Genomic DNA, 17049 nt, shown 5'->3' on the forward strand with positions numbered 1-17049 from the left:
AAGAACTACGTGTTGCGAAGGGATGTGGATTCAATAGTAACTCCTCTTTTCCTGAGCTCGCTCAGCACGTACTCTAAGTTCCTATCATCCATGCCTAGATACTCTGGAGGGATCACCCCGGGTGCTATGTTGCCTCTAGCCACTAGACGTGTAATTATCGCCGTCATAAAGCCTGTCACACGAGACATCGAGGTGAAGCCACTGCTGGCCTCGTCATACATGTAGTAGCCCAACGTCACATCATCCTTCCTCCCATATACCTCCATTATGGAGAAGTCTGGTGAGTCGTACTGCATCGCAGGCAGGATCACCTTAATCGTGTGCTCCAGAAACTCCTTCCTGAAGAAGCCGAGTTCTTTCAGCGTCTTCATTCTCTCCAAGTGCCTAGGCCATCTTAAAGTGTATTCAGCCATGTTCCTCGCCTTCACAGTCGTTAATAGGGTCCTGAGGCCGTCGCTTATAAAGCGTTCAAAGATGAAATTCCCCACACGGACTGACTCAATCCTCTGCAATGGATCTACATCAACGACCCTGCCTTCTACCACACACCTAGCAGGTCTCAAATACTCATCTATCAGATCATAAGGTGAGAAGAGCACTTGATGATAGAGTGGCGGCCTAGGTTCTTTAGGCAGGCCTCCGACGTTTATGACGCCCTCATCCATGGGTCCCAGTTTATTGTAGATGTGACCTACTAGGATGTTACTGAGTCCCGGAGCGAAGCCGGCATCGACCACCACCTTAATCCCAAGTCTAGAGACCTCTGCATTAAGGTGGAGTGGGTCCTCAGGCATGAATGACACGTCTACAGTGTCACGCTTAGCCTGCAGGGATGCCTTGAGCGCTCTGAAGCCCAAAAACCCTGGCAGTGCATTAACAACTAAGTCGAAACCCCTGACTAGCTCGCTTACACTCTCAGGTTTGGATGCGTCGAGCGTGACTACCTCAGCCACCCTACTAACCCTCGAAAGCCTCGCATGGTCTTTATCGGCCACCCACACCTCGAAGTCCTTGCTTAGATCATGTGCCACTAAAGCGCCGACATTACCTGCGCCTAAAATCACGACTCTCATTGCAGGAACCCATAATATGTGAGTGTCGCCTAGTTAAATAAGCGTCAACCTGATTGAGACATGACTTCCTGTGAAGCCCTCCTCATAACCTCCTCTGCGTAATTTATAGCCCGTTCCATTAACTCCGCATAACTACCTAAGTACTTCCTGTAGTCAAGAACCTCCCTTATCTCATCCTGCGAGAGGTACTTAGTTACCCTCACGTCGGTAGATGCTATAATGTGAAGATCCGTGCCTTCACTCAGCGCCCTGTTTACTAGTTCCTTAACAAGCTCGTAGGCTTCATGCCTCCTCATGCCCTTATCGGTTAGCCTAAGAACTAATGCCTCACTGACTATAGCCCCCCTACTCAACTCGATGTTCCTAAGCATCCTCTCAGGATAAATCCTGAGATCCTCAAGAAGCTTGATGGCGGTTTCAAGAATCTCATCCACCACTAGGAATGCGTGAGGAATTAACAACCTCTCAGAGCTGCTGTTGCTTAGATCTCTCTCGTGCCATAGAGGGATGTTCTCCAGTGCAGTAATGACTAACCCCCTCAATAGCTTAGCAAGTCCAGCCAACTTCTCACTGAGCACGGGATTCTCCTTATGGGGCATTGTGCTACTCCCAACCCTGCCTTTAACGCCTTCTGCCAACTCCATGATCTCGGGTCTCATAAGCTCCCTAACCTCTATGCCAAGCCTCTCAGCTTGAGCGGCTACTATGGCTAGGGAACTAATCAGTTCAGCGAAGCCGTCTCTGGGCGCTACTTGAGTGGCTATCAAGTGAGGTCTTAAACCTAGTTCCCTCATAACTACTGACTCAACGCAAAGCCCTCTGTCCTGCCAGCCAGCCATAGTGCCTACAGCCCCGGCCATTTTCCCCAGCACGACCCTTGACTCCGCACTCATCAGTCTATCTAGGCTACGTGTGAATTCATACACGTAGTTAGCAAACTTAAAACCTAGAGTTATTGGGAGGGCGTGTTGCGCATGAGTTCTGCCGACCATTAACGTTGTGCTATAGTTTCTCGATAATTTAATCAGGAGGTTGATGAGATTAACCAGCTTGAGTCTAACTAAACGCAGTGCCTCCCTAAGTGTGAGAGCCCACACGGTGTCGATGACGTCATTGCTTGTGGCGCCGTAATGTACGTATCTACCCCGCTCCCCACACGCCTCAGCTATGGCTACCGCCAAACCCATCACCTCATGACCCAACCTCCTCTCACATTCCTCAACTGTAGCTACATCCACCGAGCGCGCACACTCAATTACTCCCGCACAGGACCCCTCAGGTATTAGACCGCACTCCTCCAGACCCTTAATGAGGGAAACCTCGACATCGATCATCCTTACAAGGATGTTCTCTCGGCTGAAGAGCCTCCTCATCTCATCACTGCCATACCTGAACTCAATAGGACAGACGGACGTCGTACACCACCAAACATACTACTCATGACAGATTTAATCTTAAACCATATCTGGACTCACCTGGATAAGCTTATTAATAGGTCTTGAACAAGAAAGTTATCGGTGGATCGAGTGGACAGTTTGACTGAGGGTCTAGTGCCTGCACTCCTAGGTCTTTTCAATGCCTTCCTGATTATAGGCATTATAGTGTGTATTCTTTACCTCTACAGAAGGCTAGTGATAGAGAAGGTCAGGCCCTCGGCAGTAAGTGTGGCTGAGGGGAAGCCTGGAGAGGAGCCTAAAAAGGAGGAGCTCAAGATTGCCGAGGGACCTAAAGAGGTGGGCACGGCCCCACATGAGGAGATAGCGGCAGCGGTTGCTGCTGTAAAGCATCACGTGAAACTCAAGTCGCTGGCCAAACCTGTAGCCACGATTGCTGGGCCTCAGTCATTTACATCGGCCTGGCTGACCAGTTGGCTGAGCGAAATCACGCAGAGCTGGGATTACAACCCATATGCCGTCAGGGAGCGCAAGATTCAAGAAGGTTAGTCCATACTTAAAATTCTAACCAACTTCATCACAGCTTCTACAGCATCCTTACCCAGTATCCTTATCATGGCTTCCTTACCCACACATCCAGTATCGTATATGATGTCGGGGGTCCTTCCACTAGCCTTGAAAGCCTCCGCCACCAACCACTTTAGACTACCCCCCTCAACTCTCTCTACGTCTTCAGGCTCCTTCATCCTGTCAACGTGAACTACCTCATAACCGATGCTCCTCGCCCTAATAACGTACTTTTCATCGAACCTGATGTTTAGTGCGGCCCTTACCTCGGCATCTCTCTTCATTACCTCCATGACTAATCTGGCTAGATGTGATGACGCTCCGAACTCAACCGGGCCCACCGCCTTTACCTCACCACCACATCTAACTATCCTGCCTGCAACCCCCGCTACATCATCAACCCCCCTCACATACCGTAGCGGCACACTCATAACAACGTTCATGCCGACTTCAGGAATCGCCTCAACCACTAGTCTTGAATTTTCAAGCAGCATTTTAAGAGCCTCCTTAACTTTCACTAGGGTCTGATACTTAGATGCGGGGATCTCCAGCCAGGCAGTCGGGTTGACGGGACAATGCCCCTTACCGAGCTTCGTCCCGAACTCTATAGCTCTAGTCACGAACTCCTTAGCCTTCTTGACGGACTCGTAGATGTTCGAACCCTTAGCTAATTCAGCAGCTATAGCTGCTGAGAAGGTGCATCCAGTTCCGTGAGTGCAGCCAGTGCTGATTCTAGGACCCCTTAAGATGTAGTGACCGCCTCTCCAGTAAAGAACGTCTACTGATTCCTCATCGCCCAGGTGGCCTCCTTTAACGACCACCGCCTCGCAACCGAAATCCTCAACTATTCTCCTGGCCACCAGTTTTGAATCTTCTATACTCTCAACTCTTATCCCCGTGAGGTGTTCCGCCTCAGGAACGTTAGGCGTCACCACCTTGGCTAATGGTAATATCTCTCTCTTCAACGCCTCTACAGCATCCTCCCTAAGCAGTCTGGCACCGCTCTTAGCAATCATCACAGGATCCACGACCAGGGGGAATGAGAACTCCTTAACAGCCTTGGCCACGGCGTGTATTATGCCACTACTACTTAACATGCCTGTCTTTCCAGCATCTATCCCCATGTCCCTAGCTACTGCCTCAATTTGCTTGTAAACAATCTCGGGAGGTATATCATGGATCGCAGTCACTTCATACGTATTCTGAGCTGTGACACTAGTAAGGGCTACGGTCCCATGGACGCCCAGGGTGCTGAAGACCTTTAAGTCTGCCTCGATCCCAGCTCCTCCGCCCGAGTCGCTACCAGCTATAGTTATCGCAACCCTCCATAAGCGAGCTCCGTCCAAAGCCCATCACCACCACAAACATTATTACTAAGAAATAAAAACCTTAATAATCAAGTTTTACAAGGGATGTTAATATGGAATCCCTAGAGTCGAGGATCACTAAAGCCATATGGAGATCGACTGCAGATGATTGGCTTAAGCTTACCAACTCTGACGTAGTGGTAGTCGGCGCCGGTCCCTCAGGACTTACAGCAGCCAAGTATCTAGCGCAGGCAGGGTTTAAGACGGTAGTGCTTGAGAGACGATTGAGTTTCGGCGGCGGTATCGGAGGCGGTGGGATGTTACTTCATAAGGTAGTGCTTGATGGAAGGGCCGTATCAATACTTAAAGAGTTCAACATAAAGTATGAGTACGCGGGCGACTACGACCTCTACACAGTGGATTCATCTGAATTAATGAGCAAACTCGCCACTGGGGCAATAGATGCAGGGGCTAAGATACTCCACGGAATCACTGCAGAGGATCTCATAGTGCGTGAGAATCCATTTAGAGTGGAAGGGGTTGTAGTTCAGTGGAGTGCAGTCCACATGGCAGGTTTACATGTGGATCCGCTCTTCATTCGTTCGCGAGCCACGGTAGATGCTACAGGACATGAGGCAGAGGTCCTCAGAATACTTGAGAAGAAGAACCCCACAGCAGGCGTCAAGGTATTTACTGAGAGGTCAGCGTACTCAGAGGCAGGTGAGTCATCGGTAGCTGAGATGACCGGTAAGGTTGTGGAGGGCCTCTACGTAGCTGGTATGGCTGTTGCTGCACTAAACCGCTTGTTTAGGATGGGCCCTATATTCAGTGGGATGCTCCTCTCAGGGAGGAAGGTGGCTGACGAGGTAATTAAGGATCTTAGGAGGTGTTGAATGTCATGAAGCCCTCGGAGATGCTGTGGTCTGGGATCAAGGAGATATTTGATGCGATAGTAAGGCATCCCTTCATAGAGGAGTTGAGCAAAGGAACTCTCTCCGAGGCTGTCTTCAGAAATTACGTGATTCAAGACGCACTATACTTGGACGAATACGCACGGATCCTCGCGTTACTTGCAAGTAAAGCCCCTAGGGAGGAGTGGGTTAGGTCCTTCGTGGAGGACTCCTCAGCCATCATAGATTTTGAGAAAGCCCTCCATAGAGAGTACTTCAGTGTGTGGGATCTAAGCCCTGAGAAAGTGAGATCAGCGCCGCAGAACCCCACTAACCTTGCTTACGTTAATCATCTTTGGAGATCCGCCCTCCTGGAGGAGTTCCCCGTGGGTGTGGCAGCGGTGACTCCGTGTTATTGGATATATCTTGAGGTTGGTCGTTATCTTGAGGCTAAAGGTTCCCCCAATGAACTCTACAAGAGATGGATAGCCACTTACTCATCCAAAGAGTATGCTAAGTACGTGGCCAGAATCCTCGACATAGTTGACGAGTCGTTAAGCTATGTTAACAGGCTTGTATGGGCTAAGGCGACGAAAGCTTTTAGACTGAGTTCCATTTACGAGTACATGTTCTGGGATGCTGCCTACAACATGGAAGCCTTTCCTTTCCAGGTGTAAGTGACCAGTCCAGGTGTAAGTGACCAGATAATTCTTTAACCTGGTGCTTCAAGAATTTCTCCTGCTAATGCGTTCATGTCAGGGAGTTTAATTGGCACTTTATTGAAGTATCTCAGTAATTCTTTCTTATCCAAGTGAGGATTAATTCCGTACTCTCTAATGCCGTCTATAACCATATCTCTAGGTATGCCCACCTGCAACGCGTACCACTCAATCCATCTCTCAGGAGTCTTACTGTAGGTTTCGAGAGACTCCCTATAGAGGTTGCCGAGTTTATGGCGGATCTCGCTAGGTATTATGTTGGACACAGCCAGGGTGCAGCAATACGGAATGTCAAGCTCTTCACCCTTCACAAGGGCTTTATAGCCCATACTCTGTAGTCTTCTATATAGAGGATGCCAAACAACAGCATACTTAACTAAACCTGTGGAGGCCGCCTTAATCACCTCCTCAGGACTTCTGAAGTATCTAGTAGTTACTTCAGTAGCGGGTATAATGCCTTCGCCCACTACCAGCGACCTGATTAGATCCATTGTTGATAGCTCGCTCGAGTACATATAATCTGAAACAATATCTCCTCTCGTCATGACTGCCGATCCTCCGTAGGCACCGCCTCCGATTATCTTGAAATTTCTGAAAGCTAGATAAAAGTGCACTTGAGTTATCGCAGGGGACAGAGCTAATGCCACATCCCCTAGGACTAGGGATTTAGTGGCCTGCAGTGAGCTTGCGAAGACCACCACGTTTAGTGAAATATTTAACTTCTCTCTAACTCGTTTAGCGAAGACTGTTAGGAAGGGATATTCACTTGACCACACGACCCCTATTTTCAGCGACTTGAGAACACTTGATGCGGCAGTCCCTTGAGTCTCAAGCAACTTAACTAGATACTGATTACCTACCTTAACTCTGGCAATCAAGCCTTCACGCTCAAGTGTACTTAAGACTTCAGAGACCCTACTCCTAGAAAGACCGAGAGACTTATGGAGGTGGCTCTGAGGCACTAACTCACCCGCCCTTACTCCAAGGGCTTTTAACACTCTCTCACGAACACTCGTTCTAAATCCCCTGCCCCCAACGCTATGGAGGTCTTAAAGCTTATATGTGTTGGTCGAACATATGTTCGGAGGTCCGGATGAAGCCGGGAAGTCTGAGGAAGCACTACATCTTGGCCAGCATCATTGTTATGTGTCTTTTCTACATAATCCCTTACATGTTTCTTAGGAAAGTCTTAGGACTTGAGTTATTTGCTTTCTGGGTTGGTTTGTCTCTAACCTGGCTGACGGTGACGAACATCCTGTTGATAGGCGATTTGGTATGAGTCCATTGATTTGGACGTTCACTGCTGTGTTAGTAGTTTATATAACGGTAGGCTCCCTGATAGCTTACCTCTCCAGGCGCCATGGAGTTAAATCCAGCAGGGATTACTTCGTGTCTAGTTACAGGTTGGGTTGGTTTCTCTCCTCAATGACGTACGCCGCCACTACGTACAGTGCGTTCATGATGGTCGGGCTCGTTGGACTCACATACACGAGCGGTATCGGAGCTTTAGGCTTTGAACTGGCCTACCTGCTGGTCACAGTAGTGATTTTAGCTATCCTAGGTCCTAGGGTGTGGTCAATGGCCAGGGAGAGGGGTTGGGTCAGTCCGTCCGAGATGCTCTCAGATCTGTATGGCTCTAAACTGATTGGCTACGTTATCACGATAATTTATCTGATTGCGATGGTGCCTTACGTCTCGGCTCAGGTGATAGGTGCGGCCACCATATTCGAGGGTCTTGGACTAGGTTATGAAGTTGGCGTTGTAGTCGTAGCCGTCCTTGTCCTCGCGTGGATTGCACTGGCCGGCATGTGGAGTGTAGCGACCACTGACGCGTATCAGGGGCTCTGGATGTTGAGTGCAGCTCTGCTCCTAGTCTTCTTGCTTACGAACCGCTTAATACCAAACTCCGGCATCACCATAACGCAGCTGAATGAGGTCCTGGGCAAGGGAGGCCTGCTCGGTCTGACGGACTTCTGGTCTTTTCAGACTTTCCTGGCTTACACGATGCCTTGGTTATTCTTCGCTGTAACTAACCCGCAGGTGGTTGTAAGACTGTACGTTCCTAAGGACAGGGCCTCATACAAGAGATCAGTACTGCTCTTCTCGATCTTCGGTTTCACATACACACTGGCGGTGGTTTACGTAGGCCTCGTTGCTAGAGGTCTCGTCGAACTGGGTTTACTTGAGAGCATCACCGTCCCTGACCTAGTAACTTCTAAGCTACTCTCGAGTCTGGAGCCGGTACTAGCCTCCTTCATATACATGTCCATAATAGCTGCTGCAGTATCTACTGCCAACTCTATAATTTTGGCGGTGGCATCCTCATTCGTGAGGGACGTAATAGAGAGTCGCGGCAAGCCTGACCTAAACACGTACCGCATCTCCAACGTCATAGTAGCCGCGCTAACGCTTATCTCATCGACGCTGGCGTTCATGAAGGTTGGATTCGTCGTAGATCTTTCAGTACTTACATCGGTCCTGCTATTGCCGCTGGCGCCTGTCACCATAGTCGCATGGATCACACCACACGCAAGTAGAAAGAGACCCTTAAAGGTTGCGTCCCTGCTATCCATCCTAGCGGGGTTTGCCGTGGCAATTACGCATGCCTCCATTCTAGGACCTAGAAGAACATTCCTCACGTCATATTACGGGGTGCCAGTCTCCGTGCTAGTATTAATGGTCGCGACTGCAGTGATGCTTGCGGGATTCACAGCCTTGAAACTTAGGGAAAAAGTATTGACTAGTGACGTCTACGCATAATGATATATGTTAGGAGGATCATGACACCAGCAACTACTAGGATAAGTCCGGTAGCCTCCGAGGCGATGCTACTAGGGCGCGGTGTTGTGGTAGTGTTCAGAAGAGTTTCTAGTTTGGTCGTGATTTCTGCTAACGCGTTGCGTGGGATCTCTATCTCGGTGTTGTTCCCCAGATATACTGGGACTTTGTCCGTTGCCTTCAACCCTATCATGTTGTCCCAGAACTCCCTGCCCTCCACATCCCCTATCACTATAGCTACTAAGGTTCCGTTGTTGAAGACCAGCGTGTGGGGTGTTGCGCCGGCGTATGAGGAGCTGAGATTGTAGCTGACCTCCAGGAGAGCGATCTTGTAGAGGAGTTCAGTGCCGACGTCCTCCACGTTAAGGACTGTGAAAACCCCCGCGTAGTTAGCGCTGAAGAACTTATGAAGCGCCTGACAGTAGGGACACGTCTTAGAACCAAGCATAACTAAGCTATAACCCACCCCCCTCGAATCCCCAGCGAGACAGAGAACCTGAACTGGCTGCACAATCAAAGACAGTAGCAACACTAGGGTGACGTAGCGTGCTAGTCCATCACGTATCGACCAATACATCCTCCACCATCTCATGCATAGTATTCTGAACTCAACTTATATAGACATTGTAAAATAAAATATTAGGTAAGATGATCCATGAATGAATTTCCAGGGTTGCTGGGCCTGCTAGTGTCTTGGGCGTTGGCAGACTCTGTAGATCCATGCATCTTCGTCCTGTTTGTCTCCATACTAACGTCGGCTTCATTGATAGGTGTAAAACACGTTGCTAAGGTAGGCGTTTCATTCATCGCCGCAACGTTTGCAGGATACATGATTTTCGGGTTCTTGCTGAGGATCTTGGCAAGCGGGCTGCCCAGATGGTTAATGGCTTCAGTGATGATATTCTACGGTCTAGCTTCCTTACTTAGTCTCGCCAGAGGTAGGAAGTCCGATGGGAACCAGCTCATCTGCAGGGAGGACGAATTACCCTGTAGGATAGCTAGCATGCTCGGTCTCAACAAAATCCTTAGGGCTGAAGTTCTCTCAACAGCCGTCTTAGGACTTATAGTGTCGTTCACGCTGCTCCCCTGTAGTGCAGGGCTCTACATACTCTACAACGTCATCATGTCCCAGTACGGGTTTCTGACTTGGTTACCTCTCACGATGCTGTATGTCGCTATATTTGAATCTCCTCTAGTCCTGGTGCTTCTAGTGTTCGTCGGTGTGTCTAGAGTGAGAAGCGTACATGAAGTCTTACTGAGTAGAGAAAGGCCAATTAGGGCTTTAGGGGCTTTAATGATGATAGTGATCTCGTTCTACCTGTTCTTAACACCCTGAAGTAGGATCTCAACCCGATTCCCAACTGATCTTGAAGGCCTTGTCTTTATATAGATTAGCTCTCACTATATTATTGTGGTGTTAATTTTGGCAGGGGTTGGAGAGGAGATAAGTGAGGAGGAGAAGATATGGGGTTTCATTGCTTGGCTACTCTCAATAATAGGTGCTGTACTGGCCTTAGTTCTGAAGCCCAACTACAAGTACGTTAAGTATTGGGCTTACTTGTCGATCTCCTTCTTCATAATAATCATAGTCGCTTCCATAGTAACGAGGATTTTAAGCTTCATACCGATTATTGGATGGCTCATAAACGCGTTGGTGGGGCTGGCCTTACTGATACTGTGGGTCTTAGGTTTGATTAAGTCATTAGGTAGGGAGTACTGGAAGCCTCCAGTCATATATGAACTTGCTAGGGCATTAGGCATCGAGAGAATCTAGGTAAGGTTTCTAGTGGCCGGGCCATCAAACAAGATTCCGATAAATTGCGGGGTTGAACCTCTCGACGTGGGTCAGAGGGATCTATAGTATGCCATTTCCCTACTTAACTCATAACACTTAAGTGTCTGCGCCACAGTGTTGTGGATCCGGAAATTCTCATCTACCCGCCTAACGCAGTTATCCCTTACCTTGTGACCTGCTGAGGGGTCCGCCTTAAGAGCCTCTACAAGTTGCTTGAAGGTAATGCGCTCAAGCCCTCTACCCTCTTCACTAAAGAGGGTCATGTAGGCAACGTTCTGCAACGCTTCACCTAACTCTTCCTCGCTACCCGGCGTCACTTTAACGCCGCATCCCTCCTTACTGAACCTTACATCTTCGACTATCTCACTTAAACCGCCCACATCACTCACCACCGGCGGCGTTCCGACCGCCATAGCTTCAATCGCCACTATGCCGAAGGGTTCGTAGACTGATGGAACTGCGAACGCATTAGCGACGTAGTGCAATAACTTGTACAATTGGTGTTCTATTCTCTCAGTGACCAGGACCGCTCTACCGTCTAGATCCTCGAGTAGCTGCCGCAAGAGGTCTTCATAGTCGACATCGCCGACCGGAATACCTAGTAAGATCAGTCTCAGGCCGTCTGAGATTTTCCTGAAGCTTCTGAGTAGATGCTCGAAGCCTTTCTGCGGTGTTAACCTCCCGGTACTGAGGACCAGTGCCTCCCCCTCTGAGAGCCGTCCTACATGCTTGTGCCTTTCAATCACCTCCTTGCACAGAGTCCATCTCAATTTATCCCTGCCGCTATATCTATACCTAGTTATAGCATAGTTTACGACCTCATTCAATGACCAGTCAGTCGAGTTATATATGACGCAGGTCTTAGGTTTAAGCCACTCGCCGTATCTCCTCAACAACTCACTAACCATGCTATGGCTAACTGAGGCAATCCCATCAGCTTCCACCACGGCCAGTGCCTCTAGGTTACCGCCCGCCGAATTCCACAGATCGTAGGTATTCTCTAGCCTATGGCAACAGACTCTCCAGACTCTGTGTTGTTCTGACGGGAGGGCGCACCATTCTGGGGATAGGTAGTGCCATGAAAACCTGGGCGATCCCGGCAGATGCACTTGGTGTAGATATGGGAGGGCCAACCCATTCAACTCTGCCTCTATCTTAAGCGACATAGCGGCTAGCGCGGTGTGCCAGTCATTACTATGCACTACATCGGGGAATCCGATAGCCTTAGTCAGGCATGAGACAGCCCTACTGAGTAGACACGCCTTTTCCTCCACCCTTCCATATATGTATGGGTCATCGAGTATTACTGAAGTTCTTGAATCGCCTCCCCTGACCAAGACTACCTTAAGTTTATCCCCAAGCCTCAGCAGGTTGAATTTAATTCTGTAGGGATAATGCGAACCGTCCACACCCACGCGAAGCCCGTTGCAATCAACTCCTTCCATCTCGGATCCTGCCTCTACACCATGCGATGGCATGATTACCGTGACGTCAAAACCCAAGGAGCTTAATCCCTCCGAGATATTCTTGACGGCCTCCCCCAAACCACCTAATTTCTTAATCCCTGCATACTCGAATGTCAGGACCCACACCTTCCTAATCTCCGGCGGCGCGATCAGCAAGCGACTCCCTCTCACCGTTGTTGATGATAGTGGGGTTTGACCTCATAGTTCTCTATTGACGCGTTGCTGGGGACATGCTCATGAGGCCATACTCTAACGTTGACGAGCTTGACGTTATTCCCGATCACCACATCATCGCCGATTACGCTGTTTAACACTACACTGTTATCGCCTATCGCGGCATGCCTGCCTACTATCGAGTCAACCACTCTAACCCTCTCCCCTACATTAACCCTATCCATGATTGTCGACCTGATTACCTCACACCTATTACCTACGATCACGTAATTGTCTATAGTTGAGTCCTCCACAATACATCTGCTCCCTATACTCACGTGCCTTCCTATCAAAGCCCTGCCGACGAAAATCAGATCACCGTTACTAACCCTCCTTTCTATCTCCTTATGTAGTCTGAGGGAGGTTTGTGACTTACCCATGCCTAGAACCTCCTTCGTTATTTCCTTGGCCTCAAGATCCTCTGAACTCATGTTGTAGAGAAGGTATATCATAGCTTTTAGGTACCTGTCCGGAGATCCCACATCAAACCAATATCCGCCCATCACGTATCCGTGTATTGGATACCCAAGCTCTATGAGCTTGGGTATCACGTCGTTGCCGAAATCCATCCTACCTTCCTTAAGCATCCTGAGCCCCTCACCTTCCCTGAAGAAGTCAAGTATTTCCGGGCTCACTACGTAGATACCTGTGTTCGCGAGCCTGCTTGGAGCCTCTTCAGGCCTTGGCTTTTCGATGAACTTGCGTATTCTTCCTCTATCATCGACCTCGGCAACGCCGAATCCTTGGACGTCGTCAACCTCTTTGAGGACTATACTCATGAAGGCGTTGTTCCTAATGTGAGCCCAGAACACTTCCTGGATATCTAAATCAAATAAGTTGTCACCCTGAATTATAGCGACAGGTTCTCTAATATCGTAATACTCCATAACTAACCTTACGGCATCAGCGTTTCCTAGAGTGTCGTATCTCGGCATGTACCTGATTCTCAAGTCCTCCTTGAGTCCGTACCTCTCTCTAAACCAATAGCCCTCCCTGAAGTAGTCGAATAGATCCCTGTAGTTATGATATCCCCTGACACCCAGATACACTTCCCTGATGCCGGATTTAGCCAGCCTAAGAAGAGCTAGCTCTAGTAGAGGCTTGTTGAGGAACCTAACCATACTCTTAGAGGTTTCTATTGTCAGAGGTCTTAATCTAACAGCCTCGCCTCCTATGGGTATGACTGTGATTCTTAATCCAGACAATCGAAACCCCTAATATACCTTACAACACTTGCTAAATTAAATTAGGCGGCGACTATGGCTGAACCTCTGTACCTCAATAAACAGGTCCGAGGAGGGTTACTAATGACACGTAGCTAGACAACTCCCCATGACGTCCAGGCGATAGAAGCGATTTCATGGCTAGTTACGTTTATATGCGTTGTTTTATATCCTACAATTGGGTTAGAGATGAGCAGGAAGCTCAGAGACGCTAAAGTGCTTTGGAGCAATCTATACAGGGACGTCAAGAACCTCTTTGTAGCATATGCCCCCTACAGGGAGTCCTACGTGTCATATAGGTTGCTGGCGACGCTCAGCAAGCACTACAACTATCTAGAGAACATAGATAACCTGGACTTCGCCTACTATCTGAAGATTAGATCTAGAGTTCCTGTCAGGGACGGAGATATTTCATTTTCCCTGATCCCCCTCTCACTCAACGTCTTCTCTAAGATAGTGTCTAGGAGGAAGTTCTACGGAATTCTGGGGTTGGTTTTGGGTGGTTTTAGGAGAGCTGAAATGCTGTCGGCATCCATCACTACGGCGGAGGGCAAGGATTTGGAGGGTTTAAGACCTGTGATCATTCTAGTATCTCCCGACGAGGATGACGAAAAAATCAAGAGCAGGATATCCGAGGTGGTGACGGGTTTCTGGGTTAGATTGGTGGATGACTTGAGAAAACAGAGGGTCGACATAACGCCTTATGAAATTCTCCCACCACTCTCAGTAATATCTCTGAGATCAGTGGAACATAACGAACTCAGAGTCATCGTCAGCGACGGTAATGAGTACAGGGATATAAGAATACCTATTAGGAAGCCCTCCTGGACCATGAGCGATCTACCCCAGAAGCTCATCGATGAGATCAACGTGGTATTGGTTAACCCTATATTTAAGGAGCTACCGTTCTCAGTGAGAGGCGCCTTCATAACAGGACCCCCAGGGGTTGGTAAAACAGTGATGGCTGAAGCTCTCGCTTCGGCGTTGAATCTGAACGTTATAGAGTTAAGACCTCAGAGCTACAGGTCTATGTGGTACGGAGCTACTGAGAAGGCTCTCAACGCGATCTTCCAGCAAATCTTCAAGCAAAGAGGTAAGGTCGCCTTGGTAATAGATGATGCGGAGTTCATATCGTCAAGAAAGTATACAATTCATGAAGCGCATATAAGTGAGATCTCAACGATCCTGTATCACCTCCAGAGACCCGAGAGACCCTTCACTATACTCACTGCAAACAACCCCGACCTGATAGATCCAGCGCTCCTCAGACCCGGCAGGATAGACATTGCGATAATCCTAGGTTACCCGGATAAGGAAATGAGGAGAAAGGCTATTCTGAACAACGCCAGGAGGTATTCCATAAAATTCACGGATGACGCAATACCGGACAGGATAGTCGAGCTCAGCAAGTGGTTCTCTCTGGCGGAGCTTGATGCGTTACTTAGGTTGTCAGCAAGCAAGGGTGAAGGTACTGTAAGCTCTAACGAGGTTGAGTGGGCTAAGAAACGGTTCACCATCAGTGTGGATGAGAGGAAATCCATTCAGGAGTACCTGCGGTGGTGGGCCAGGAAATTCCAGGGGATAGTGATACCATATCTGCCGATGGATAGCGAAATTTAAGTAAGGACATGCGCGCCCTTACTGTAGACCCGCATTCTAACCCTAAGAATCAACGTTAGCCCCTCAGGATGCGGTCAGTTATCAAGTATACGGTCCCGTCATGCGCGCTTATGGAAGTCACGCAGTTAGTGAGGTAGCAGTAAGCTACAGCAGCTGCTATTAAAGCGTCTTCAAGGTGCTTGTTTAACTTGCAAGCCCCATTCAGCCGTATGCCCAGTAGTTTGAGAAGCTCCCTAACGTCCTTAAGTTCAAGTTGCTTCATGACGCTTCTCGGGTGGGTCTCAATTACAGTAAAGCCTACTTTACTTAGCTCAGACATTATACTATAACCTCTGAGGGTAAGTTGCCTCATCCACCTGAAGTTAGGCGGAAGCACTCTTAGGCCAGATTTAATCATGAGCCTATCAACCTCCCTCATCAGAGGGTACGCAGTCAAGGGCGCATCTATTGCGATGACGGATTCTGATAAGTCGCGAACTGAATTCAGTATCTCTTCGTCAGAACCTAAGCAACTCAGATCGGTGACCTCCCTGCGTGAAGTGTTTACTACTGCGATTCCTGAGCATCTCTCAGGCTTGGCTGAAAGATCTAAACCTATTGCATGTTTCATCAGTGGATCACTCCAGAGTTGTTGGAGCGAAGAACCTCTTTGAGACGGCTCACTAAGTCCTCCATGAGTAACACTGCCTCCTCTAACTCCTCAATGCCTTCTCTAGTTGGTCTGTAAATCTTCTCACCTGACACCGTCTCTTCTTTGATTAGCCCGCTTTTTGCAAGTCTGTAGATAACTGAGTAAAGGGTTATGGTCGTCGGATTAAATCTAAAGAATTCATTTATCAGCTTCTTCACTCGGTAGGCGTATGTAGGCTCAATCATTAACGATGCTATTACGTAGATCCATAGATTCTCAACAGTCAGTTTCCTCTTGAGGCGGTACAGGGGTTTTGACAATCTCTCAACACACCATACATTATTACTAACGAAAGTGTAATTTATAGTCGGGGTTTTGCTACCTGCACGTCTGAGCGTTACGTTCTGAGTGCATGGCGTTTGGGATGCAGATATGCTCAAGCACTTTATCAACACACCACTCAGCGTAGAATTTCTTAAGCCCAATCACGTACATGATCCTCATAATAATGCTTGGTCTTAAACTGGCTCCTGCTGCCTTCGGGTGACCACCACCCCCCATACGCATAGCTATCTCCCGCACATCTACTTCCCTGGACCTGAGGCTTACGGAACCTCTACGGCATATTACCGCTACGTCGGCTTCATACCTAGCGATTAATGTGTTAGCTATATATGACGTTAGGTGCTCTTCCTCGTCTTTTAGATAATACACTATTTTTACTCCATTACATTCCTTTACATTCGCTTTCTTGAGCGCCTTACTGTACACGTTTAACTCCTTAGTAATAGCTTTCTCCGTAACTTCGAATATCTCATGATCTACGGAGCCGCTGAACTGAGCCAGTTTTCTGAGGGCTCTCTCCTTCCAGGCGTTACCCCCTGTGTATCCTACGTATCTAGAGAGGTAGTTGCCCCTCCAGTCATTCATTAGCCATAGATCAACAGAACACGCAGTCCTTACCAGGTCGTCGGAATCCTTCACATCAAGGTACTTACTAACGACCCATGCACTACATGCAGTCCTGTCCACATAGAGATCAACGCCAAGCTTAGTCATGTCTGCAATCCAACTGTCTTCCCACACGTGATGATCAAACCAGTATACCTTACCTCCAGAGACCAGTATCTTCTTAACTTGCTCCTTAACCTTATCTAATGTATTGCTGTTTACCCCCAAGTCAGTCACATAAACAGTGCTTCCACCAGGAACCCCAGCCAATTTGCTGTGCAGGTAGTGTGGCTGAGCAAAATAAACCCTATCTAGACTACCTAGCTTCTTTAATATTAAAGCGCCTGAGGCCAGGCCATCAAGGTCTGTATGAGTTATCAGTACTGTCCGCACTTCAGCTTACCCTATACTATCGGATCGAC

Annotated in this window: 18 protein-coding genes; 8 read left to right on the forward strand and 10 right to left on the reverse strand. The window is 48.5% G+C overall.

What is annotated here, in order from left to right:
* Nucleotides 1-5 precede the first annotated feature (5 nt).
* Together QW772_03895 and purB are read right to left on the reverse strand one after the other, a co-directional pair.
* A complete protein-coding gene (locus QW772_03895; GenBank protein ID MEM0038047.1) occupies nt 6-1073 on the reverse strand; it encodes a saccharopine dehydrogenase C-terminal domain-containing protein in 1068 nt (355 codons plus the stop codon).
* A 44-nt stretch (nt 1074-1117) separates the two neighbouring features.
* Entirely contained in the window at nt 1118-2473 is a 1356-nt protein-coding gene (purB, locus tag QW772_03900; protein MEM0038048.1) for an adenylosuccinate lyase, read from the reverse strand.
* Nucleotides 2474-2590: 117 nt separating this feature from the next.
* Between purB and QW772_03905 the strand changes: the two genes are divergently transcribed.
* Entirely contained in the window at nt 2591-3016 is a 426-nt protein-coding gene (locus QW772_03905) for a hypothetical protein (protein MEM0038049.1), read from the forward strand.
* Here QW772_03905 and QW772_03910 read toward each other — a convergent pair.
* Entirely contained in the window at nt 3013-4380 is a 1368-nt protein-coding gene (locus QW772_03910) for a bifunctional hydroxymethylpyrimidine kinase/phosphomethylpyrimidine kinase (GenBank protein ID MEM0038050.1), read from the reverse strand. The two genes, QW772_03905 and QW772_03910, sit on opposite strands and share 4 nt — an antisense overlap.
* Nucleotides 4381-4454: 74 nt before the next feature.
* Here QW772_03910 and QW772_03915 point away from each other — a divergent pair, with 74 nt between their 5' ends.
* Entirely contained in the window at nt 4455-5234 is a 780-nt protein-coding gene (locus QW772_03915; GenBank protein MEM0038051.1) for a sulfide-dependent adenosine diphosphate thiazole synthase, read from the forward strand.
* Between the two features lie 5 nt (nt 5235-5239).
* Nucleotides 5240-5908 (forward strand): thiaminase II, encoded by a 669-nt coding sequence (gene tenA / locus QW772_03920; protein ID MEM0038052.1) that lies wholly within the window; start codon nt 5240-5242, stop codon nt 5906-5908.
* A gap of 35 nt (nt 5909-5943) precedes the next feature.
* Here the strand turns inward: tenA and QW772_03925 are convergent, their stop codons facing one another.
* Complete coding sequence (locus QW772_03925) at nt 5944-6948, reverse strand: hypothetical protein (GenBank protein ID MEM0038053.1); 1005 nt, start codon at nt 6946-6948, stop codon at nt 5944-5946.
* 95 nt (nt 6949-7043) lie between these two features.
* Here QW772_03925 and QW772_03930 point away from each other — a divergent pair, with 95 nt between their 5' ends.
* Nucleotides 7044-7229, forward strand: a complete 186-nt coding sequence (locus QW772_03930) for a hypothetical protein (protein MEM0038054.1) — start codon at nt 7044-7046, stop codon at nt 7227-7229.
* Complete coding sequence (locus QW772_03935; GenBank protein MEM0038055.1) at nt 7226-8710, forward strand: sodium:solute symporter family protein; 1485 nt, start codon at nt 7226-7228, stop codon at nt 8708-8710. Before QW772_03930 ends, QW772_03935 begins: the two co-directional genes overlap by 4 nt.
* On the opposite strand, the gene QW772_03940 is transcribed toward QW772_03935, so the two are convergent.
* Nucleotides 8691-9320, reverse strand: a complete 630-nt coding sequence (locus QW772_03940; GenBank protein ID MEM0038056.1) for a hypothetical protein — start codon at nt 9318-9320, stop codon at nt 8691-8693. The genes QW772_03935 and QW772_03940 overlap by 20 nt on opposite strands.
* Nucleotides 9321-9383: 63 nt before the next feature.
* Between QW772_03940 and QW772_03945 the strand changes: the two genes are divergently transcribed.
* Together QW772_03945 and QW772_03950 are read left to right on the forward strand one after the other, a co-directional pair.
* The gene (locus QW772_03945) at nt 9384-10064 is read left to right on the forward strand and encodes a transmembrane electron transporter (GenBank protein MEM0038057.1); all 681 of its coding nucleotides are present in this window, start codon (nt 9384-9386) and stop codon (nt 10062-10064) included.
* Between the two features lie 87 nt (nt 10065-10151).
* On the forward strand, nt 10152-10502 hold the full coding sequence (locus QW772_03950) for a DUF4870 domain-containing protein (GenBank protein ID MEM0038058.1): 351 nt from the start codon (nt 10152-10154) through the stop codon (nt 10500-10502).
* Between the two features lie 71 nt (nt 10503-10573).
* Here QW772_03950 and QW772_03955 read toward each other — a convergent pair whose 3' ends face one another.
* Both QW772_03955 and QW772_03960 read right to left on the reverse strand, forming a co-directional pair.
* Nucleotides 10574-12145 carry a glycosyltransferase gene (locus QW772_03955; protein MEM0038059.1) on the reverse strand — a complete coding sequence of 524 codons (1572 nt, stop codon included), beginning with the start codon at nt 12143-12145 and terminating at the stop codon, nt 10574-10576.
* Nucleotides 12146-12156: 11 nt separating this feature from the next.
* Entirely contained in the window at nt 12157-13407 is a 1251-nt protein-coding gene (locus tag QW772_03960) for an NDP-sugar synthase (protein MEM0038060.1), read from the reverse strand.
* 207 nt (nt 13408-13614) lie between these two features.
* Here QW772_03960 and QW772_03965 point away from each other — a divergent pair, with 207 nt between their 5' ends.
* Nucleotides 13615-15045, forward strand: coding sequence for an ATP-binding protein (locus QW772_03965; GenBank protein ID MEM0038061.1), 1431 nt, complete (start codon nt 13615-13617; stop codon nt 15043-15045).
* Between the two features lie 55 nt (nt 15046-15100).
* Here the strand turns inward: QW772_03965 and QW772_03970 are convergent, their stop codons facing one another.
* The 3 genes from QW772_03970 to QW772_03980 are packed head-to-tail and all read right to left on the reverse strand — an operon-like array spanning nt 15101 to nt 17020.
* Nucleotides 15101-15655, reverse strand: coding sequence for a DUF429 domain-containing protein (locus QW772_03970; GenBank protein MEM0038062.1), 555 nt, complete (start codon nt 15653-15655; stop codon nt 15101-15103).
* Nucleotides 15655-15996 carry a PadR family transcriptional regulator gene (locus QW772_03975; GenBank protein MEM0038063.1) on the reverse strand — a complete coding sequence of 114 codons (342 nt, stop codon included), beginning with the start codon at nt 15994-15996 and terminating at the stop codon, nt 15655-15657. Before QW772_03975 ends, QW772_03970 begins: the two co-directional genes overlap by 1 nt.
* 58 nt (nt 15997-16054) lie before the next feature.
* On the reverse strand, nt 16055-17020 hold the full coding sequence (locus tag QW772_03980) for a DHHA1 domain-containing protein (protein MEM0038064.1): 966 nt from the start codon (nt 17018-17020) through the stop codon (nt 16055-16057).
* Between the last annotated feature and the right edge of the window lie 29 nt (nt 17021-17049).

This window comes from Zestosphaera sp., from assembly GCA_038727705.1.
Lineage (GTDB): Archaea > Thermoproteota > Thermoprotei_A > Sulfolobales > NBVN01 > Zestomicrobium.